Source organism: Bradyrhizobium sp. SZCCT0153 (assembly GCF_018129995.1).
GTDB lineage: Bacteria > Pseudomonadota > Alphaproteobacteria > Rhizobiales > Xanthobacteraceae > Bradyrhizobium > Bradyrhizobium japonicum_G.
Window position 1 is genome coordinate 1 of sequence record NZ_JAFCKS010000020.1, and the last position, 19,413, is coordinate 19,413.

The following is a 19,413-nucleotide window of genomic DNA, read 5'->3' on the forward strand; positions in this document are numbered from 1 at the left end:
AGAATCTTGTAGCGCAACCTTCGCACAGTGGACCGTGGGTGCCAGCCGGCACCCGGCCTTCCCTGCGCCCTCTGACAAAAGAGGGCGACACGACGAAGCAAAGCTCGGGCGAGACACGCCGCGAGGCTGCAGCGTCATGTTTGCTTTTCAAAAAGCACGCAAATCTTGTCGAATTCGATCGGGATCGTGACGGTTCAAGCGCGACCAAACGTCGTGGTTTCCGTCAGAACTTGGCGCGGCAAAAATATTGGCGCAATAATGCCGCTCTACGTTGTGGTCCGGAATCAACCGACCCACCCCTCTGGAGGGCGACAAAAGTGCTCGCTCGCGCCGCGGCCTCGGCCGTCGTCATGATTGCTTTGACCGCCTTTGATGGTGCAGCCGCACAAACGGCCAACCAGCCGCCGGATACCATGGCAGCGCGGGTGGAAGCCTGCACGCCGTGTCACGGCAACAAGGGCGAAGGTACCAGCGACGTCTATTTCCCGCGCCTTGCCGGCAAGCCGGCCGGTTATCTCTACAACCAGCTCCTCGCCTTCCGCAGCGGCCGGCGCAAATACCCGCCGATGAACTATCTGCTGGAGTTTCTGCCGGACCCGTATCTGGAGGCGATGGCGGAATATTTCGCCAGCGAGCATCCGCCGCTGCCGCAGCCCGCGCCGAGCGAGGTCAGCAAGGACGTGTTGGCGCAGGGCGAGCTGCTCGTGACCAGCGGCGATGCGGGGCGCAACATTCCGGCCTGCGTCAGCTGCCACGGCCCGGGACTGACGGGCATGCAGCCCGGCATCCCCGGCCTGCTGGGCCTCCGCTCCAACTACATCAGCGCGCAACTTGGCGCGTGGCGCTACGGCACCCGCACCGCCAGGTCGCCCGACTGCATGCAGCTTGTGGCCGGCCACCTGACCGAAGCCGACGTCACCGCGGTCGCAGCCTGGCTCGCCACGCGGCCGGCTCCCGCCAACCCTGCTCCCGTCCCGAAAGGCACCTACGCGCTGCCCTTCGGCTGCGGCAGCCAGCCCAACTGACGAGGCGGATGATGGGCTTCAAATTGTCGATCACGCTCCTCGCGCTCGTAGCGCTCACCACAGCTGCGCAGGCGCAGGACAAGACGGGCGATGTCATCGCGCGCGGCGAATATCTCGCCCGAGCCGGCGACTGCACCGCTTGCCATACCGCGGCCGAGGGCCGCCTGTTCGCCGGCGGACGTCCGATGCCGACCCCGTTCGGAACGATCTACACCTCCAACATCACGCCCGATCCGGAGACCGGCATCGGCAAGTGGAGCGCAGACGATTTCTACAGAACCATGCACAACGGGCGCTTCCCGGATGGCGGGCTGATCTATCCGGCGATGCCGTTTGCGTCCTACACCAAGGTCACGCGCGCCGACAGCGACGCGATCTTCGCCTATCTGCGCTCGGTCGCGCCGGTGAACCAGAAGAACAAGCCGCACGAGCTGCGTTTCCCTTACGACAACCGTCAGCTCATCCTCGGCTGGCGCACGCTGTTCTTCAGCGAAGGCGAGTTCAAGCCGGATCCGAAAAAATCGGCGGAATGGAATCGCGGCGCCTATCTGGTTGAGGGCCTCGGCCATTGCGGCATGTGCCATTCGCCGATCAACGCGCTCGGCGGCACCTCGCAATCGGACGCCTTCAAGGGCGGGCTGATCCCGATGCAGAACTGGTACGCGCCCTCGCTGACGTCGAATCGCGAAGCAGGCCTCGGCGACTGGAGCATCAAGGACATCACCGATCTGCTCCAGACCGGCGTCTCCATGCGCGGCGTGGTCTACGGTCCGATGGCCGAGGTGGTGCACAACAGCCTGCAATATCTCAACGACGAGGACACCAGGGCGATGGCGGTGTACCTCAAGGGCATCGCGGAGCCCTCGCCTTCGCCGCCGGCAAGCTCGGCACTGCCGACCACCGAAAGCAGCCTGCTGATCAGCCTCGGCAAGACCGTCTACGACAAGAGCTGCGCGAGCTGTCACGGCACGCAGGGCGAAGGCAAGCCGCCGCACTGGCCGCCGCTCGCCAACAACCAGTCGATCGAGATGCAGTCGGCGGTCAATCCGATCCGCATGGTGCTGAACGGCGGCTATCCGCCGGGGACCAAGGGCAATCCGATGCCGTATGGCATGCCGCCCTTCGCCGGCCTCCTCTCCGACAACGAGGTCGCCGCCGTCGTCTCCTACATCCGCACCGCCTGGGGCAATCGCGGCACGCCGGTCTCGGCGCGCGAGGCCAACGAGCTGCGCTCCGCACCGCTGAACTGAGAGGCGCCGAGGAAACGTCATGTTCAATTCCGATCCGCCGACCAGCCCCGCCGCCGCCGATCAGGCTGTCGAGGAGGTCGTGGCGCAGGGCCCGTCCGGCGCGATCGTGCTCGCCGGCATCGCCACCGCCTGCGTGGTCGCGATGTGGTTCGCCTTCTATCTGTTCGTCTTCCTGCCGCGCGGGTCGCTGCAATGAGCGCCGAGGAAACCCACGGCAACGGCAGCGCCAGCACCGAGGTCGCAGCCCGCGTCGAGCGGCGCTGGGCCACCATCGCGGCAATCATCATCGTGATGATGGCGCTGCTGGCGGCATTCGCGGGCATTCATCGCGCGACCATGCCGCAGCCGCGCGTCGAGACCACCGATCCCTCGCGGCTGCATCTGAGCGGCGAGTTCGTCGAGAGCAATCTTGGCAGCGTGCTGGAGGCCAACGGCAACGTGACGGTGCGCGCGATCGGCCAGCAATATTCCTTCACGCCGGCCTGCATCGTGGTGCCCGCCGACACGCCGATCACGCTGCGCGCCACCAGCGCCGACGTCGTGCACGGCATCCTGATCCAGGGCACCAACGTCAACACCATGCTGGTTCCGGGCTACATCTCCGAGCAGCTGATGCGCTTTACAAAGACCGGTGACTATCTGATGCCCTGCCAGGAGTTTTGCTCTTTCGGCCACGAGGGCATGTGGGGCAAGGTCAAGGTGATCGACAAGGCCGAGTTCGCGAACCGCGCGAAGGGTGGCGGGAGGCTGAGCTGTGTTGGTCAATAGGAAGCTCATTCTCGCCCATTTCTGGCTGGCCTTCGCCGTGTTCGGCATCGCGCTCACGCTCGGCGCCTGGCAGATGTTCATTCGCAGCCCGATCGGCACCTGGCTGTCCAATCCCGAGCTCTATTACCGTTCGCTGACCGCGCACGGCACGGTGATGGGCTACGTCTTCCCGACCCTGGTCGCGATGGGCTTCGGCTATGCCATCAGCGAGGCCGCGCTGCAGCAGCGCCTCGTCGGCGTGCGCTGGGCCTGGGCCGGCTTCTGGCTGATCGTCATCGGCAGCATCATGGCCGTGATCCCGATCGCGCTCGGCCGTGCCTCGGTGCTCTACACGTTCTATCCGCCGCTGATCGGCAACGTCTTCTACTATCTCGGCGTCGTGCTGGTCGTGGTCGGCTCCTGGATCTGGGTCGCGCTGATGTCGGTCAATCTGCGCATCTGGCGAAAGGCCCATCCCGGCGCGCCGGTGCCGCTGGCGATGTTCGCCAATGTCGCGGGCTCCTATCTGTGGGCCTGGACCGCCGTCGGCGCCGCGCTCGAGCTGTTGCTCCAGATCATCCCGGTGGCGGCGGGATTGAAGAACACCATCGATGCCGGACTTGCGCGCATCTTCTTCTCCTGGACGCTGCACGCCATCGTCTATTTCTGGCTGATGCCGACCTACATCGCGTATTACACCATCGTGCCGCGCGCGATCGGCGGCCGGGTCTATTCCGACACGATGGCGCGGATCTCCTTCATCCTGTTTCTGGTGGTGGCGATGCCGATCGGCATGCACCACACCTTCGCCGATCCGCAGGTCGGCGCCGGCTTCAAGTTCATCCATTCCGCCTTCACGGCGCTGGTCACGCTGCCGACGTTTCTGACCGTGTTCACGATCTGCGCCTCTGTCGAGATCGCCGCGCGCCTGCGCGGCGGACGCGGGCTGTTCGGTTGGATCACGGCGCTGCCCTGGGACAATCCGATGATGCTGGCGCTCGCCTTCTCCTTCGTCATGCTCGGCTTCGGCGGCGCCGGCGGCCTCATCAACATGAGCTACCAGCTCGATACCTCGATCCACAACACGCAATGGATCACCGGCCATTTCCACCTGATCTTCGGCGGCGCCATCGTGATCATGTATTTCGCGATCGCCTATGATCTCTGGCCGCATCTGACGGGGCGCGAGCTGGTCGATCTCCGCCTGATCCGCACCCAGCTCTGGCTGTGGTTCGTCGGCATGATCGTCACGACCTTCCCGTGGCACTGGGTCGGGATTCTGGGCATGCCGCGCCGCATGGCCTATTTCGACTTCGGCGATCCTGCGATCGCGCCGCAGGCGCTCTCGGTCACCCTGTCGGCGATCGGCGGCTTCATCCTGCTGGCGTCGGGCATCATGTTCATCGTCATCCTGGCTCGCGGCATGCGTGCGCCCCAGGCCGACGCCGGTGCCAATCGCTTCGCGCTCGCCGTGCATCAGCCGGCCACCGTCCCGGTCGCGCTCAACACACACGCGTTGTGGGTGGCGCTGATGATCGGCCTCACCCTCACCAATTACGGCTATCCGATCCTGAATCTGGCGCTGAGCGAGGGCACCTCGGTGCCGGCCGTCTATGTGGGAGCGCAGTGATGAGCACGCGCGAGCTCTTCACCCTCACCAATCGTCATTTCAAGGCGAGTGTCGGCATCTTTGCCGCTATCTTCGTCGTGACGGCGATTGCCGGTTTCATCGTGCTACCGTTCGCACAGCCCTGGGTTCAGTTCGCCAACGTCTGGGATGCGATCTGCAGCGCCGCCGGCGTGCCGCAGCGCGCGGCAAGCGTGGCGACGCCGGAGCAGAGCAAGCGCCTCTCGGAGGTCGTGCTCACGTCGAACACGCTGTCACGCCCGAGCCAGGAAGCGATCGGCCGCGGTGCCACCCTGGCTCAACGCTGCGCGATCTGCCACGGCCCGACCGGCGTCAGCCGCGCGGATTCGCCCAACCTCGCCGGCCAGTACGCTGCCGTGATCTACAAGGAGCTGCACGATTTCCGCACCGGCGCGCGCACCAATGCGGTGATGTCGCCGTTCGCCGTCAATCTGACGGATCAGGAGATCGCGGACCTCTCGAACTATTACGCCGATCTGCCGCGGCTGCCGGCCTACCACCCGACGCCGCAGCTGCCGAAGCCCAATATCGTGATCTATGGCGCGCCGATGCGCGGGATCGCGCCGTGCGGCTCCTGCCATGGCAGCCTCGACAACAAAACCGGCAGCCCGTGGCTCGAGGGCCAGTCGGAGGCCTACATGAAGGCGCAGCTCCAGGCCTTCGCCTCCGACGAACGGCGCAACGACATCAGCCAGCAGATGCGCAACGTCGCACGCGCGATGACGCCGCAGGAGATCGAGCAGGCCGCGGCATATTACGCCTCGCAGCCGCCGGATATCGTGAAGGCGGTGGATTGAAGTGAGGAGTTCGTGCGGCGTGGATCCCGGCTCTGCGGAGCAGCGCTACGCGCTGCACCGCGTCCGGGACACGAGAGTATGCCTGGCCGGAGCCTACGACGATGCCAGCTTCGGCCGGCCGTAGATCACATCCGCCCGCTTCTCGAATGCGGTCGAGAAGCGCGCGAACGCGGCGTCGAACATCGAGCCCATCAGCAGCGCCAGCATGCGGCTCTTGAACTCGTAGGACAGGAAAAAGCCGACGTCGCAGACGCCACTGCCCTCCTCCTGGCCTTTGGGCTCGAACGTCCAGCGGTTTTCCAGATTGCTGAAGGGACCTTGCAGATATTCGACCAGGATTTTCAGATTGGCGCGGTCGAGCGTCACGCGGCTGGTGAAGGATTCCTTGACCAGCTTGAACGACACCGTCATGTCCGCGACCAGCACCTCGGTGCCGTCGGGCTTTGCCATGCGCTGGCGCACCTTCAACGCGCTGCACAGCGGCACGAATTCCGGATAGCGCTCGACGTCGGCGACCAGATCAAACATCTCGGACGCGCTGTGATTGACACGGCGCTTGCTCGAAAATTTGGGCATGGCGGTTCAGCGGGCGCTAGCTGCCCGCGCGGCCTTCAGTCTCGCAAAGTCCTCGCCGGCATGATGCGACGAGCGGGTGAGCGGGCTCGCCGACACCATCAGGAAGCCCTTGGTATAAGCGACCTTTTCATACGACGAGAACTCGTCCGGCGGCACGTAGCGCATCACGGCGTGATGCTTGCGGGTCGGCTGGAGATATTGCCCGATGGTCAGGAAATCGACGTCGGCGGAGCGCAGATCGTCCATCACCTGCTGCACCTCGTGGCGCTCTTCCCCGAGGCCGACCATGATGCCGGACTTGGTGAAGATGGTGGGATCGAGCTCCTTGACCCGTTGCAGAAGCCGGATCGAATGGAAATAGCGCGCGCCCGGTCGCACCGTGAGATAGCGCGACGGCACGGTCTCGAGATTGTGGTTGAAGACGTCGGGCTTCGCAGCGACGACGATTTCGAGCGCGCCCTCCTTGCGCAGGAAGTCGGGCGTCAGAATCTCGATCGTGGTCGAGGAGCATGCGGCCCGGATCGCGCGAATGGTCTGGGCAAAATGCTCGGCGCCGCCATCGGCGAGATCGTCGCGGTCGACCGAGGTGATGACGACGTGCGCCAGCCCGAGCTTGGCCACGGCCTCGGCGACATTCTGCGGCTCGGCTGCGTCCAGCGCGTTTGGCATGCCGGTCTTGACGTTGCAGAAGGCGCAGGCGCGGGTGCAGGTGTCGCCCATGATCATGAAGGTCGCGTGCTTCTTGTCCCAGCACTCGCCGATATTCGGGCAGCCCGCTTCCTCGCACACCGTGTGCAGACCGTTGGCGCGCACGATGTTGCGGGTGTCGGCATAACCGCGGGTGTTGGGCGCGCGCACACGGATCCAGTCCGGCTTCGGCGGCGAAGCGGAGTCGGGCCGGTTCACCTTTTCAGGGTGGCGCGGGCGCAACGGGTTCGAGATGGTATCGACAATAACGACCATGGGATGTCCGGTCTGACCAAGTCCTACCTAGTCGGTCTGGCGGCCTGCCGCAACCCGGCTCGCCCCGCTTCAGGGAACATGGCAGATATGGGCAATATCCTGCTCTGTTCTCAGGCGATTCTCATCTCGAATGGCTCCAGTCTCGAAAGCCTCCAGACCGCGGCTCGGCAAAGTCCTGAAGCGCAGCTTTTTTGCCCGCAGCGTCCACGAAGTTGCGCCCGACTTGATCGGGGCGACCATGCTGGTCGGCGGCGTCGGCGGGATCATCGTCGAGGTCGAGGCCTATCATCATACCGAGCCGGCGGCGCACTCCTACAACGGACCGACGCCGCGGAACCAGGTGATGTTCGGCCCGCCCGGCTTTGCCTATGTCTACCGCTCCTACGGCATCCATTGGTGCGTGAACTTCGTCTGCGAGGAGATCGGCTCTGCGAGCGCCGTCCTGATCCGCGCGCTGGAGCCGACGCATGGGATCGCTGCGATGCGCCGCCGCCGACATCTCCAGGAGGTGCACGCGCTGTGCTCGGGTCCGGGCAAGCTGACCGAAGCGCTCGGCATCACCATCGCGCACAACGCCCTGCCGCTGGACCGGCCGCCGATCGCGCTTTATGCGCGGACGGAGGACGTCGAAGTCGCGGCGGGCATCCGGATCGGCATCACCAAGGCGATCGAGTTGCCCTGGCGCTATGGCGTCAGGGGCTCGAAATTCCTTAGCAAGCCGTTCCCGAAATAAGCTCAGGACGCCTGCTTGAGCCGTTCCAGCGCCTCGAGCAGCTTGGCCTTGCGGGCGAGCGCGGCCTCACGCTTTTCGCGCTCCTCCTCGACGACCTCCTCGGCCGCGTTGGCGACGAATTTCTCGTTCGCCAGTTTGGACTCGGCGCGCTTGATGTCGGCGTCGGCCTTGCCGATCTCCTTGTCGAGGCGCGTGCGCTCGGCGGCGACGTCAATCACGCCCTTCAGCGGCAGCGCGGCCACCTCGCCGCGCACCAGCAGCTGGACTGCGCCATCGGGCGCACGGTCGGCGAAGGAGATGTCGGAGAGCCGGGCCATGCGCTTGATGACGTCGCTCCAGCGCGGCGCGCGCTCCCTGGTCCCGGCCGAAGCGCCCGCGAGCACCAGCGCCGTTAGCGTTGCCGGCGGGATGTTCATCTCGGCGCGCACCGAGCGGATCTGCGTGACGAGGTCGATCACCCAGCCGATCTCGGCCTCGGCCGCGGGATCGGTGAAATCGGCATGGTCGAAGATCGGAAGCACCCAGGCCGGCGAGACGAGCGCGTCGGCCGGTCCGGTCGTCGCAGCGAGCATCGCAAGCTGCTCCGGCGTCGGTGCTGCCGGCTTCAGCGGCCATTGCGCCAACGCGAGCAGACCGTCGCGTTTGGCCGTCACCTCCCAAAGCTCCTCGGTGATGAAGGGCATGAAGGGATGCAGCAGCTTCAGGATCTCGTCGCGCGCCCAGGCGACCATGGCGCGGGTCTCGGCCTTGGCAGGGCTGTCCGGACCGAGCAGCACCGGCTTGGCGAGCTCGACATACCAGTCGCAATAGACGTTCCAGACGAAGCGGTAGATGCTGCCTGCGGCATCGTTGAAGCGATAGGCCTCGATCGCCTCGGTCACCTCGCGCGTGGTGTGCGCGCTCTCATGCGCGATCCAGCGGTTCAGCGTCTCCTTCACCTTCGCCGGCTCGAACCCCTCGGGCACGGCGCAATGGTTCATCTCGGCGAAGCGCGACGCATTCCAGAGCTTCGTCGCGAAATTGCGATAGCCCTCAACCCGGCTGGTCGCGAGCTTGATGTCGCGGCCCTGCGCCGCCATCGCGGCCAGCGTGAAGCGCAGCGCGTCCGCGCCATATTCGTCGATCAGGTTGAGCGGATCGATCACGTTGCCTTTCGACTTCGACATCTTGGCGCCCTTCTCGTCGCGGACGAGGGCGTGGATGTAGATCGTCGAGAACGGCACCTCCTTCATGAAGTGCAGGCCCATCATCATCATGCGGGCGACCCAGAAGAAGATGATGTCGAAGCCGGTCACCAGCGCATTGGTCGGGTAGTAACGCTGCACTTCGGGCGCCTCTTCAGGCCAGCCGAGCGTAGAGAACGGCCACAGCGCCGAGGAGAACCAGGTGTCGAGCACGTCCTCGTCGCGCGTGATGAAGCCCTCGCGCTTGTTGCGGTCGAGCGCCATCTCGCGCCCCTGCTCCGCCGTGATGACCTCCTGCTCGACGTAATAGCCGAGCGCGTGGCTGACGGCCTCCTCCTCGGTCTCGGCGACGAACACCTTGCCGTCAGGGCCGTACCAGGCGGGGATCTGGTGGCCCCACCAGAGCTGACGCGAGATGCACCAGGGCTGGATGTTCTCCATCCACTCGAAGTAGGTTTTTTCCCAGTTCTTCGGCACGAAGGCGGTTTCGCCCGATCGCACCGCCGCGATCGCGGGCTTGGCCAGCGTCTTGGCGTCGACGTACCACTGATCGGTCAAATACGGCTCGATCACCGTGCCCGACCGGTCGCCATGCGGTACCATGTGGGTGTGCGGCTCGATCCGCTCGATGAAACCGAACGAGTCCAGCCGCTCCACGATGCGCTTGCGCGCGGCGAAGCGGTCTAGCTTGTTGAATTCCTCGGCGAACTGCGCGGCGCCTTCGGGCAGGTCGCGCAGATAATCCTCGTTGTCGACGAGATCGAGACAACCTTCCCGGTCGATCACGCTGATGCGGCCCAGGCCGTGGCGATTGCCGACCTCGAAATCGTTGAAGTCGTGCGCCGGCGTGATCTTGACCGCGCCCGAGCCCTTTTCCGGATCGGAATAGTCGTCTGCGACGATCGCAATCTTGCGGCCGACCAGCGGCAGGATCACGTTTTTGCCGACCAGCTTCAGATAGCGCTCATCCTCCGGATGCACGGCAACGCCGGTATCGCCGAGCATGGTCTCGGGGCGCGTCGTGGCGACGACGATGAAGCTCGTGGGATCCTCGGGGCTGAAAGTCTTGCCCTCGATCGGATAGCGCAGATACCAGAGGCTGCCCTTGACCTCGGTCTGCTGCACTTCGAGATCGGAGATCGCGGTCAAGAGCTTGGTGTCCCAATTCACCAGCCGCTTGTCCTTGTAGATCAGGCCGTCGCGGTGCAGCTCGACGAACACCTTGATGACGGCCTTTGACAGGCCCTCGTCCATGGTGAAGCGCTCGCGTGACCAGTCACAGGAGGCGCCGAGGCGCTTGAGCTGGTTGATGATGGTGTCGCCGCTCTCGGCCTTCCACTGCCAGACCCGTTCCAGGAATTTCTCGCGGCCCATCTCGCGGCGGCCGGGCTGCTGGCGCTCCATCAGCTGCCGCTCGACCACCATCTGGGTAGCGATGCCGGCATGGTCGGTGCCGGGCTGCCACAGCACATCGCGGCCGCGCATGCGCTCGAAGCGGCACAGGATGTCCTGGAGCGTGTTGTTGAGGGCGTGCCCCATGTGCAGCGAGCCCGTCACGTTCGGCGGCGGGATGACGATGGTAAAGGGCACTGCGTCGCGGCGGTCGGGGCGGCCGGCCTTGAAGGCAAGGCTGTCCTCCCACACGACGGACATGCGGGCTTCGATATCGGCGGGCTGGTAATTTTTCTCGATCATGGGGGCTAGAAAGCCGCGCGCGGGGGGCAAGTCAACGAAAAGGTCAACGGAAAGCCAGGCGGGAACAGGGCTTTCCGGCCGGTCGGGAGGCCGAATATGACGCGCAAGCGGGGCTTTATGAGGGCTCGACGGCCCGGTCTACCTGCCGCCGCGCGAGACCCGCTCGATTTCGGCCTTGACGATGCGCTCTACGAGGCCCGGCAGGTTGTCGTCGAGCCAGGATTTCAACATCGGACGCAGCATCTCCTTGACCAGATCCTCCAGCGTGCGCGCATTGCTGCTGAGCACCGTGTGGGCCAGGGAATTGAAGGCGGATTCGACCGCCGAGACCGTCGACTGCGCCAGGATCGGCTGCTGGGGCGGCACCGGCGGCGCATCGAAGTCCACGGCTGTGTAGGACGGCGACGGCGGCGGACGCGGCGGCGGCGATTCGGCGAATTCGAGATCGTCGCGCGGCTCGACCTTGCGGAAGCTCGGCGGCGGCGGAGGTGGCGTCGGGTCCATCGCCATTTCGTCGGTCAATTCGAGCACGTCGGGCTCGGGCTCAGGTTCGGGCTCCGGCTCGGGGGTACGGACCTCGGGCGCGGGCGTGGCCGCGTCGAGCCCCGCCAGCAGCGCGTCGATATCGTCCTGATTGTTGGACGCATCCGCCGCAGGTGCGGGTGGCGGCGGTGGTGACGGCTTGGCGGCCGGAGGCGGTGCGGGCTTCTCGGCAGCCGGTTTGGCCGGTGCGACCTTGGACGGCGGAATATCGTTCATCGCCTGCGGCTTCGGCGGCGCGGCGGGGGCTGCGGCCTTCTCCGGCTTCGCGACCTCGGCCGGCGGCGGCTTGGCCTCATCGTCGGCAATGATGCGCCGGATCGAGGCCAGAATCTCCTCCATTGAGGGTTCTGTGACCTTTGCAGGCTGCGTCATCTCCGACTCCACATCATCAACGCCCTCGCATGCGTTGTTTTACACCAAGCACGACAGGATTGGCCGGTTCCGGATCGGTGGCCCGACATTTTCGTCGTGGCAGCCCGACTTGTCCCCAGATGACGGCTCAACGTGCAGCGGTGCGCCCCTGCCCTCGGCACTCAAGCTTTACGCACACGGCATCGGATGCAGGGCGAATCGACCTGCACCTTCTTGGCAAGGCTATGTCAGGGATTTTGACGATTGCAAGCAAAGCGCCGGTCGGCATCGGCTGTTCGCGAGGCCGACCGGATGACTACGGGACTTTAGCGCCCGTCAGGAATGCGCACGCCGGCCCAGCTGTCGCGGACCTGCTGGTAGTGCACGCTGGGATCGTAGACAGTGGTCGCAAGACCCAGCACCTGCGGCGCCAGGCGACCGACCGCGTTGAGCACCGAATAGGACGCCACCACGCGGTCATGCTGGGCGGTGACGAGCGCGACGCGCGCGTTGACCAGGGCCTGTTGCGCGTTGAGCACGTCGAGCGTGGTGCGCTGGCCGGCCTTGGCTTCTTCGCGGACGCCGTTCAGCGCGATCTCGGAGGCCGTGACCTGCGCCTGCGCGGACTGCACCTGCGCCTTGCCGGCTTCCAGCTGGCCCCAGGTCTGCACGACGTTGGCGCGGGCCTGATCGCGGGTGGTTTCAAGGTTCAGTCGCTGCTGCGCCAGGTTCTCTTTCGACTGGCGGATGAGCGCATATTCGGCACCGCCCTGATAGATCGGCACGGAGGCTGTCGCGATAGCTGAAGCGGTCGTCGTTCGGAAGACCGTCAGGGTCTGCTGGTATGACTGGGTGATGCCAGCCTGGAGAGAGACCGTCGGCAGCAGCGCGCCTTCGTTGATCTTGACCTGGAGATAGTTGACGTCGATGCCGAACATCGAAGCCGTAACGCTGGGATTCTCCACCAGGCCGAGATTTACCGCGGAGGCGAGCGTCGAGGGCAGGAAGCGATCGACCGGCGAGCCCGGAGCGAGGTTCGTCGGCTCGTTCCCGATGATCCGGCGGAAGTTCGCGCGCGTCGTCGTGAGATTTGATTCTGCCGTCAGCGCCTGGGTCCTGCCGGCAGCCAGCTGCGCTTCGGATTGCGCGACGTCTGTACGCGTCACCTCGCCGACGTTGAAGCGATCGCGCGTTTGCTTGAGCGTCTGTTCGAGCACGCGCACGTTGCTGCGCTGAACTTCGAGAGTTGCCGAGTCGCGCAGGTAGTCCATATAGGTCGTGGCAGCCTGCAGCAGGACCGTCTGCTCAAGCACGCGCAACGCCTCGCGGGACCCCGAGACCTGGCTCTCCGCCGCGCGCGTCCGGTTGGCAGTCTGATTGCCGTTATAAAGTGTCTGGTTGATGGTCAGGCTGGCGCTGTTGGGCTGAAGGGGATCGGAGCTGTGGATCGGCAGGCCCTTCTGCGTCTGTTGGATATCCTGATATTGAGACCCGCTGCTGAGGGTCATGTTGACCTTTGGGCGATAGCCCGACAAGGCCTGCGGCACGTTTTCGTCCGTCGAGCGCACCTGGGCACGCTGCGCGTTGAGCTGCGGATTGTTCTGATAGGCGCGCACCAATGCGGCCTCGATCGTGTCCGCCAAGGCAGGCGCGGGCCCGGCCAGCGCCGTGAGCAGGACCGAAACCGCAGCTCCGGTGAAGAGCTTCACCCCATGCATCCGTGAAATTCCGTTCATTCTAACGCCAGGTTCGTGCCCGCGAGCCTGGTTACCGTATCCGAGTGGAGTCGTTGCCCCGTCGCAACATAGGACGCGGTCAAGCGCGACGGAACTACCTGAGGGTGGTTCTCGGTCGAAACTCTTTACGTGCAGCATCCCGGCCACACTTCTGATTCAGAACGGGATTTTAACGGGCCAAAGCGCCGCAAAGGGCCGTCAGAAGACGAAGGCGGCGGCCCGTTCCAGCCCGGGAAGGACCGGGGCTGAGGCATCGAACAACGCCCGATGGCCGAATTCACCGTGGGTATGGGTCACGATCATGGCCCGCGGCGGCCTTGATTCGGCAGACACCCCCACCAGCCGCCCGCCTTCCTTGAGCTGGCCAAGCAGCCCTCCCGGCGTCACCTCGGTGGCACCGTTGAGGACGATCACGTCATACGGAGCGGCAGAGGGATCGCCGTCGGTGCAGGCTGCGGCCTTGCAGGTGACATTGGCGAGCCCGAGACCAGCGAAGGCGTCCCTGGCCTTCGCGGCCAAAGCCGAATCACATTCCGTCGCGGTGACCTGACGCGCGATCTTTGCAGCCAGCGCGGCGAGGTAGCCCGTGGCGCAGCCGACCACCAGCACGTTGTCGCCCTCGCCGATCTCGGCAGCCTGAAGCAGCTTGCCGGTCAGTTGCGGCTTGATCAGGAAGCGCTTGGCGCCGCTTTCGCTCACGTCGAGATCGAGGTCGAGATAGGCCAATGCCTGCCTGCTGGCCGGCACGAAGGCCTCGCGTGGAACCGAGAGCATGGCGTCGAGAACACGACGGTCGGTGACGTCATTGGTACGCACCTGGCCATCGACCATTTTGAGGCGCGCGGTCGAGAAACCGGACATTAGCGAACCCTGCAAGGCGGACAATGCCGCGGACCAAAGTTGGCGGCATCTTTGGAACATGCCCGGCGAAAACGCAACATGGCCGTTGGCCCCGAGGATCGTGCCTTCCGCTTCTCTCCAGGTCGAGGGCGAGATGCTTATTCGATCGTGACCGCGAGGCGGCCGATCAGTGCGGCGACTTCATCCAGCCGAGCCGAATCGTGGGTCTCGACCGCGCGCGCAAGACAGGCGAGGCATTCATCGTCGCTGAGCTCGGGGACGTCTGCCGGCTGAATCGAGGGGGCCATTTGGGAACGGTCGGCCTTGATGTCTGGCATGGGGAATCAGCTCCGTAAAAATCCGCCGCTTGCGAAGCTCGATTTGAATTGAGTCGATTTGGCGCCGCGCTGACGGCGCGAGGGCGCCCGCGCGCACACTTCTGCTTGAACGCGATTCTGTACGGCATGCGGGCCGCCGGACCTGAGGGATTAGCGCAGGAGATCGCGCGTCACATCAGGACGCGACCGCAAACCACTGAAAATGCGATTGAATTTGGCTCCCCGGGCTGGATTCGAACCAGCGACCATCCGATTAACAGTCGGATGCTCTACCGCTGAGCTACCGAGGAAAAGGGCGAACCCGTCGTTCGCGCGCGGCTGCGTATAACAAAGCCGCTTGCGCTTGCAAAGGACCAATTCGCCATCTTGCACATTGCGTCGAGAAAGGGCCTCAAGGTCCCTCCTCCGACGACGTCAGGCCAGGTTACTCGGCGACGAACGAAGTGGTCTTGGTGCCGGGGTCGTAGCGCAGCCGCAGCGCGGTGAACTTGCAGAGGTTGACGTTCTTCCACAGCACGGTCTCGTCATAGTTCTGCCAGTCGACGCGGAGGTTCCAGACGCAGCCCTCGTCGTCCTCATCGAACTCGACATAGGTGCTCGCCTGGTTCTGCAAAACCTTCTCGAGCTCATTGTCCCATTCGTCCAGGCCATCGTCCGGCGCGTTGAAGCCAAGGAATTTGATGGCGTAGCCGGTCTCGTTGATGACGGAGACGTTGCGGGCATCGGCTGCGAACGACGGCGCGGTAGCCATCGACAGAGCGAGGGCAAACAATCCCGACAGAAAATACTTCATGTGAGAATTCCCCGATCGAAACGGGCTTTCGGCGCCTGACGTCGATCGGCGCAGGCGCCGCGGCAACAAAATGGCGTTGCCTCACGAGATTCATCCGGAGCCCGTTCTTATCGATTCGAATTCTCCGCAGCAATGAACCGGCATTCATAGGTCGGCGGTGCCTGGCTTCTCCGTTGCAGGCGCCGGCACCGCTGCACCATTGCTCTTCCCCGTCACGGCGCCGACCAGCGCCTGCACGGGATCATCGCCCGGCGCAAAGCCGCTCTGGCGCAGGATCTCGTCGATCATCGGACGCAGCGCGTGCACCTTGAGGAGCTCGCCGGCGAGCCCTTCGCCGAAACCGACATTGCCGCCGGTGCCGCTACCATTGCCGCCGAACGCACCGCCGGTGTGCAGGATCCGGACGTCCTTGAGGTTACCGATCGGCCTGACCACCTCGGCCAGCGCCGAGGGCATCGTCTCGATCCGCCTCTTGGCAAGCTCGAAGTCGATGACATTGGCGCCGAGCTTGTTCTGCGCCTCGTTCTTGAGCGTGATGATGGCGGCCTCGGCCTCACCGATATTCCTGACGCCGACCGCCTTGATCTTGTTGGACTCGGCTTCGGCGGTGGCCAGCGTCTTGGTGGCCTCGGCGCGGTCCAGCGCCGCCTTCTTCTCGGCTTCGGCCGCCACGATCACCTCAGTCGACTTGCGCTCGGCCTCGGTGCGCGCGGCGAGCACCTGGGTGAGACGCGCGCGGTCGGCGACCTCGACGGCCCGCGCGGTCACGACCTTTTCCTCCGCGGAGACGGCGATCGCCTCGGCCGTCTTGGCTTCGGCGACGGCCTCCGAGGTCTGCTTGCTCTTGGAAGCGATCTGGATCTCGTTCTCCTGGGTGGCGATCTGGATCTCGCGCTGCGCGTCGGTCTTGCGCTTGTTGATCGCCAGATCCGACTCGATGACGGCGGTTTCCTTGACCTGCTTGGCGCCTGCCTCCTTCTCGGCCACGGCGCGGTCGGTATCGATGCGGGCATTCTCCTCGGTCAAACGGGCGGTTTGCGTCGCCGTCGCGACTTCCGCGCGGGTGCTCGCGGTCTTGTTGGCGATGTCGCGCTCCTGGGAGAGCTCGGCCTCTTTCTTGGTGCGCTCGATGGTGAGGGTCTGCTGGCGCGCCTCGAGGTCCTTTTGTGCGATCGCCACCTCGTTGTCGCGCACGATCGAGTTGCGGTCGCGCCGGCGCGTCTCGGTGACGGTTTTCAGCTGGGTCAGACCTTCGGCGTCGAAGAAGTTCTCCGGATTGAAGAACTTCACATCGGTCTGGTCGAGCTTGGTCAGCGACACCGATTCAAGCTCGAGCCCGTTGGATTTTACGTCCGACTCCACGGTCGCCTGCACGTGCTTGACGAAATCGCTGCGCTTTTCCTGCAGTTCCAGAATGCTCATGGTGGCCGCCACTGAACGCAGGCCGTCGACGAATTTTGCCTCGACCTGGTTACGCAGCGCTTCGGCATCATTCGTCAGCGCGCCCAGCGTCTGGCTCGCGAGCGCAATGCTCTCATCGTCGGGGCGGACGCGCACGTAGAACTCGGCGACGATGTCTACGCGCAGGCGATCCTTGGTGATCAGGGATTCCCGTTCCTTGCGCTCGACGGTCAGCCGCAGCGTCTTCAGATTGACGCTGGCGTAGGAGTGGAAGATCGGCAGGATCATGGCGCCGCCGTCGAGCACGACTTTCTTGCCGCCGAGGCCGGTGCGCACGAACGCCTCGTCACGCGTGGCGCGCTTGTAGAGAATGGTGAAGACGATCCCGAGGACGACGATCAGCGCGACGCCGATCACGGCCGGGACTGCGATGTCGAACATGACTTTCTCCAATAAATGACTTGCTAGCTGCTTAGAGTAGGTTTGGACGGTTTGAGTTCATCCTCGGCCTTCACCGCCACGAAGCGGGTGCCGGCGCGATCGACCAGGAGAACCATGGTTCCCTGCGGCAGAGGCGATGACGCCGGCGCGGCGACCGCCCAGACGAAATGGCGGTTGCCGTGGACGTCGGCGACGCTGACGCGGCCGGGCGGCCCCTGATCCAGCGGGCCGATGACGACCTCACCAACGCGGCCGACGAGATCGCCGAGGCCGACCGCGTAGCTTTCATCCTTGGGAATGACCCGCGCGATGGTCCTGCTCGCTGCGCGGACCAGCGGAACCGAGACGACCACCGCTCCGACCGAGGCCAGCGTCGCCGGCAAGGGCCCCGCCACCATCCGCGCGATGTCCTGGATCAGGAAGCCGGTGATGGAGAAGACGCCGAGCAGCAGCAGCAGAAAGATCAGCAGCGGCACGCCGCCGACATTGATCCAGGAAATGGCGTTGATGACGCCATTGTCGCTGGGGTGACCGAAATCGATGTTGGTGCCGAGGATCTCGCTCAAGGAGGCCCCGACCAGCATCGAGACCACCTCGATCGAGCCGACGATGAGGATCATGGCCGCCGCAATCGCGAACGGCCTGACCTCCGGCGACATGACGTGTTCGAGCAGAGCGCTCATGACACAGTACTCAGGAGCGCGACTTCAACCGCGCCAGCCTCGCTGCAATCTCCTTGTCGCGATGCAACGTGCTGAGCTCGTCGATGTCGCTTGAGAACGGGATGGCCGCGGGAACGCCGGTGGCCCGGGCCACTGCCCTGCCCGCACGCAGCGCTTTCGCCGCTGCAGAAGCTCCGCCGGGCTTCCGTGGTGACGTGGAATCCTGCTGGCTCGCGGCCGCCTCGCTCTTTGCAAGATCGGCGCGGCGCTGCTCGGCATCCTGGAGCGCCGACAGCACGGCACGCAGCGATGTGATGCTACTCTCGATCTTCTCGTTGTTCTCGTCGATGGCGCGGGAGAGCACCTCGAACTGCGCCTCCATATCCATCTGTCGCGCGATGCCGGCACGCGCGAGATCGTCGCGACTGTCGGCGATCGCGCCCTCGATCTTGGGAGCAAGATCGGTCATCTCGCGCTCGATCTCGGTGCGGCGGGCGTTGAGGCGGTACTCCTCGGCGCGGGCTGCGGCGAGCGCATCGCGCGCCTCGCTTTCGGCGCGCTCGATCTCGCGGATGGCCTGTCCGACCACCCCAAGCTTGTTCTTGCCTTCCGCCTGCTCGATCGCGTCATAGGCGATCCCGGCGATCAGGCGCCCGACCCGGGACAGGAAGTTGTCGGGGGCGGCAGCAATGGTATCCATGGCATTCTCCTCCTCTGGCAGGCTGTTCGGCGTGACGCCGTAGTGAACCTCGAAACCGTCGTCGGTGCGGATGAGGTGCGCGGGCACGCTCTGCCCCCAGCCCTCGGCGTAGCCGACATAGTCGAACGGCACGCTGAAGCGCCCCTGCACGGTCGCAATCGAAATGGTGGCGGGACCCTTGATCTTGGCCAGCTTGTCGTCGAGCGGCAGCCGGCGGCCCCCCGCTGCGCGATAATCGGCGCGGTCGCGCAGACCCAGCGTCACCAGCCGTGAGGGCAGCGCAGTCTGTTTGCGGATCGGGTCATAGGCATGGGCGTGAAGCAGCACGACGTTGGAGCCCACATTGTGGTTCCGCGCGACCTCATCCAGGATCTCCATCATGCGGTCATAAGCCCTGAACGTCGCCTCCAGCGCGGCCTTGGTGGCCGGGTCAGGGGCAAGCCTGTAACGCAGCGCGGAGGGCGCGTTTCGGGGCGATGGGCTCATGAAAAGCACTAAAGCACCATTTTGGTGCTTTAGGAAGGGACGACCTGATCACGTTCCACTGATCCTGATGTACTCGTGGATTAGTCGCGGCGCCCGGCGCCGCCGTTCAACGCGCTCCATCACCTCTTAGATCACCGCCGATCAAGACTTCTTGCACGCGCGGGTTGCAATTTGAGGTAAATGTGCGGCCGATCGCACGACACTGAATTGCGAGGCACCGCTCTCTCCACGTCATTGCAAGGAGCTCTTGCGACGAAGCAATCGAGAGTCTTTCCTTGGAGGGATTCTGGATTGCTTCACCGCGCTAGCAATGACTGCGTTTGACGCAACAGCTTTCTCCGTCAACTCGCATCTCAACTCGCAGATACGGCTTCGCGTCCTCGCGGCGTGTCTCGCCCGAGCTTTGCTTCGTCGTGTCGCCCTCTTTTGTCAGAGGGCGCAGGGAAGGCCGGGTGCCGGCTGGCACCCACGGTCCACTGTGCGAAGGTTGCGCTACAAGATTCT

Annotated in this window: 18 protein-coding genes and 1 tRNA gene; 7 read left to right on the forward strand and 12 right to left on the reverse strand. The window is 64.8% G+C overall.

Features of this window, described 5'->3' with window-relative positions; all coding sequences use genetic code 11:
• The first annotated feature begins 317 nt into the window (after positions 1-317).
• The 6 genes from JQ572_RS34645 to JQ572_RS34670 are packed head-to-tail and all read left to right on the forward strand — an operon-like array spanning position 318 to position 5,467.
• On the forward strand, positions 318-1,025 hold the full coding sequence (locus JQ572_RS34645; RefSeq protein ID WP_211387317.1) for a c-type cytochrome: 708 nt from the start codon (positions 318-320) through the stop codon (positions 1,023-1,025).
• An 11-nt stretch (positions 1,026-1,036) separates the two neighbouring features.
• A complete protein-coding gene (locus JQ572_RS34650) occupies positions 1,037-2,275 on the forward strand; it encodes a cytochrome c (RefSeq protein WP_211387318.1) in 1,239 nt (412 codons plus the stop codon).
• Positions 2,276-2,294: 19 nt separating this feature from the next.
• Positions 2,295-2,471, forward strand: a complete 177-nt coding sequence (locus JQ572_RS34655; RefSeq protein WP_181769924.1) for a hypothetical protein — start codon at positions 2,295-2,297, stop codon at positions 2,469-2,471.
• A complete protein-coding gene (locus tag JQ572_RS34660) occupies positions 2,468-3,043 on the forward strand; it encodes a cupredoxin domain-containing protein (protein WP_211387319.1) in 576 nt (191 codons plus the stop codon). The genes JQ572_RS34655 and JQ572_RS34660 overlap by 4 nt, the downstream gene beginning before the upstream one ends.
• Positions 3,030-4,652, forward strand: a complete 1,623-nt coding sequence (locus JQ572_RS34665) for a b(o/a)3-type cytochrome-c oxidase subunit 1 (protein WP_211387320.1) — start codon at positions 3,030-3,032, stop codon at positions 4,650-4,652. The genes JQ572_RS34660 and JQ572_RS34665 overlap by 14 nt, the downstream gene beginning before the upstream one ends.
• Positions 4,652-5,467 (forward strand): c-type cytochrome, encoded by an 816-nt coding sequence (locus JQ572_RS34670; protein ID WP_211387321.1) that lies wholly within the window; start codon positions 4,652-4,654, stop codon positions 5,465-5,467. The genes JQ572_RS34665 and JQ572_RS34670 overlap by 1 nt, the downstream gene beginning before the upstream one ends.
• A 93-nt stretch (positions 5,468-5,560) precedes the next feature.
• Here JQ572_RS34670 and JQ572_RS34675 read toward each other — a convergent pair whose 3' ends face one another.
• Together JQ572_RS34675 and lipA are read right to left on the reverse strand one after the other, a co-directional pair.
• Positions 5,561-6,043 (reverse strand): type II toxin-antitoxin system RatA family toxin, encoded by a 483-nt coding sequence (locus JQ572_RS34675; RefSeq protein WP_211387322.1) that lies wholly within the window; start codon positions 6,041-6,043, stop codon positions 5,561-5,563.
• Between the two features lie 6 nt (positions 6,044-6,049).
• Positions 6,050-7,006 (reverse strand): lipoyl synthase, encoded by a 957-nt coding sequence (gene lipA / locus JQ572_RS34680; RefSeq protein ID WP_211387323.1) that lies wholly within the window; start codon positions 7,004-7,006, stop codon positions 6,050-6,052.
• 130 nt (positions 7,007-7,136) lie between these two features.
• Between lipA and JQ572_RS34685 the strand changes: the two genes are divergently transcribed.
• The gene (locus JQ572_RS34685; protein ID WP_211387324.1) at positions 7,137-7,739 is read left to right on the forward strand and encodes a DNA-3-methyladenine glycosylase; all 603 of its coding nucleotides are present in this window, start codon (positions 7,137-7,139) and stop codon (positions 7,737-7,739) included.
• A gap of 2 nt (positions 7,740-7,741) precedes the next feature.
• Here the strand turns inward: JQ572_RS34685 and JQ572_RS34690 are convergent, their stop codons facing one another.
• The 10 genes from JQ572_RS34690 to JQ572_RS34735 form a co-directional block, all read right to left on the reverse strand.
• A complete protein-coding gene (locus JQ572_RS34690; RefSeq protein ID WP_211387325.1) occupies positions 7,742-10,618 on the reverse strand; it encodes a valine--tRNA ligase in 2,877 nt (958 codons plus the stop codon).
• 138 nt (positions 10,619-10,756) lie between these two features.
• Positions 10,757-11,533, reverse strand: coding sequence for a PopZ family protein (locus tag JQ572_RS34695; RefSeq protein WP_211387326.1), 777 nt, complete (start codon positions 11,531-11,533; stop codon positions 10,757-10,759).
• Positions 11,534-11,838: 305 nt separating this feature from the next.
• A complete protein-coding gene (locus tag JQ572_RS34700; RefSeq protein WP_211387333.1) occupies positions 11,839-13,230 on the reverse strand; it encodes a TolC family outer membrane protein in 1,392 nt (463 codons plus the stop codon).
• 216 nt (positions 13,231-13,446) lie between these two features.
• Entirely contained in the window at positions 13,447-14,109 is a 663-nt protein-coding gene (locus JQ572_RS34705; protein WP_211387327.1) for a protein-L-isoaspartate O-methyltransferase family protein, read from the reverse strand.
• A gap of 137 nt (positions 14,110-14,246) precedes the next feature.
• Positions 14,247-14,426, reverse strand: a complete 180-nt coding sequence (locus JQ572_RS34710; RefSeq protein WP_211387328.1) for a hypothetical protein — start codon at positions 14,424-14,426, stop codon at positions 14,247-14,249.
• 215 nt (positions 14,427-14,641) lie between these two features.
• Positions 14,642-14,716: transfer RNA gene (locus tag JQ572_RS34715), tRNA-Asn, on the reverse strand.
• Between the two features lie 134 nt (positions 14,717-14,850).
• A complete protein-coding gene (locus tag JQ572_RS34720; RefSeq protein ID WP_211387329.1) occupies positions 14,851-15,219 on the reverse strand; it encodes a hypothetical protein in 369 nt (122 codons plus the stop codon).
• Between the two features lie 144 nt (positions 15,220-15,363).
• Complete coding sequence (locus JQ572_RS34725) at positions 15,364-17,061, reverse strand: flotillin family protein (RefSeq protein WP_211387330.1); 1,698 nt, start codon at positions 17,059-17,061, stop codon at positions 15,364-15,366.
• Positions 17,062-17,084: 23 nt separating this feature from the next.
• Positions 17,085-17,744: an OB-fold-containig protein gene (locus tag JQ572_RS34730; protein ID WP_211387331.1), complete on the reverse strand. Its 660-nt coding sequence runs from the start codon at positions 17,742-17,744 to the stop codon at positions 17,085-17,087.
• 10 nt (positions 17,745-17,754) lie between these two features.
• Positions 17,755-18,918: a PspA/IM30 family protein gene (locus JQ572_RS34735; protein WP_211387332.1), complete on the reverse strand. Its 1,164-nt coding sequence runs from the start codon at positions 18,916-18,918 to the stop codon at positions 17,755-17,757.
• Positions 18,919-19,413: the final 495 nt, after the last annotated feature.

What these genes read in the sequence shown, in the direction of transcription:
- JQ572_RS34650 (WP_211387318.1), top strand. Translation starts at nt 1,037, where the DNA reads ATGGGCTTCAAATTGTCGATCACGCTCCTCGCGCTCGTAGCGCTCACC.
- JQ572_RS34655 (WP_181769924.1), top strand. Translation starts at nt 2,295, where the DNA reads ATGTTCAATTCCGATCCGCCGACCAGCCCCGCCGCCGCCGATCAGGCT.
- JQ572_RS34660 (WP_211387319.1), top strand. Translation starts at nt 2,468, where the DNA reads ATGAGCGCCGAGGAAACCCACGGCAACGGCAGCGCCAGCACCGAGGTC.
- JQ572_RS34670 (WP_211387321.1), top strand. Translation starts at nt 4,652, where the DNA reads ATGAGCACGCGCGAGCTCTTCACCCTCACCAATCGTCATTTCAAGGCG.
- JQ572_RS34675 (WP_211387322.1), bottom strand. Translation starts at nt 6,043, where the DNA reads ATGCCCAAATTTTCGAGCAAGCGCCGTGTCAATCACAGCGCGTCCGAG.
- lipA (WP_211387323.1), bottom strand. Translation starts at nt 7,006, where the DNA reads ATGGTCGTTATTGTCGATACCATCTCGAACCCGTTGCGCCCGCGCCAC.
- JQ572_RS34685 (WP_211387324.1), top strand. Translation starts at nt 7,137, where the DNA reads ATGGCTCCAGTCTCGAAAGCCTCCAGACCGCGGCTCGGCAAAGTCCTG.
- JQ572_RS34690 (WP_211387325.1), bottom strand. Translation starts at nt 10,618, where the DNA reads ATGATCGAGAAAAATTACCAGCCCGCCGATATCGAAGCCCGCATGTCC.
- JQ572_RS34695 (WP_211387326.1), bottom strand. Translation starts at nt 11,533, where the DNA reads ATGACGCAGCCTGCAAAGGTCACAGAACCCTCAATGGAGGAGATTCTG.
- JQ572_RS34700 (WP_211387333.1), bottom strand. Translation starts at nt 13,230, where the DNA reads ATGCATGGGGTGAAGCTCTTCACCGGAGCTGCGGTTTCGGTCCTGCTC.
- JQ572_RS34705 (WP_211387327.1), bottom strand. Translation starts at nt 14,109, where the DNA reads ATGTCCGGTTTCTCGACCGCGCGCCTCAAAATGGTCGATGGCCAGGTG.
- JQ572_RS34710 (WP_211387328.1), bottom strand. Translation starts at nt 14,426, where the DNA reads ATGCCAGACATCAAGGCCGACCGTTCCCAAATGGCCCCCTCGATTCAG.
- JQ572_RS34720 (WP_211387329.1), bottom strand. Translation starts at nt 15,219, where the DNA reads ATGAAGTATTTTCTGTCGGGATTGTTTGCCCTCGCTCTGTCGATGGCT.
- JQ572_RS34725 (WP_211387330.1), bottom strand. Translation starts at nt 17,061, where the DNA reads ATGTTCGACATCGCAGTCCCGGCCGTGATCGGCGTCGCGCTGATCGTC.
- JQ572_RS34730 (WP_211387331.1), bottom strand. Translation starts at nt 17,744, where the DNA reads ATGAGCGCTCTGCTCGAACACGTCATGTCGCCGGAGGTCAGGCCGTTC.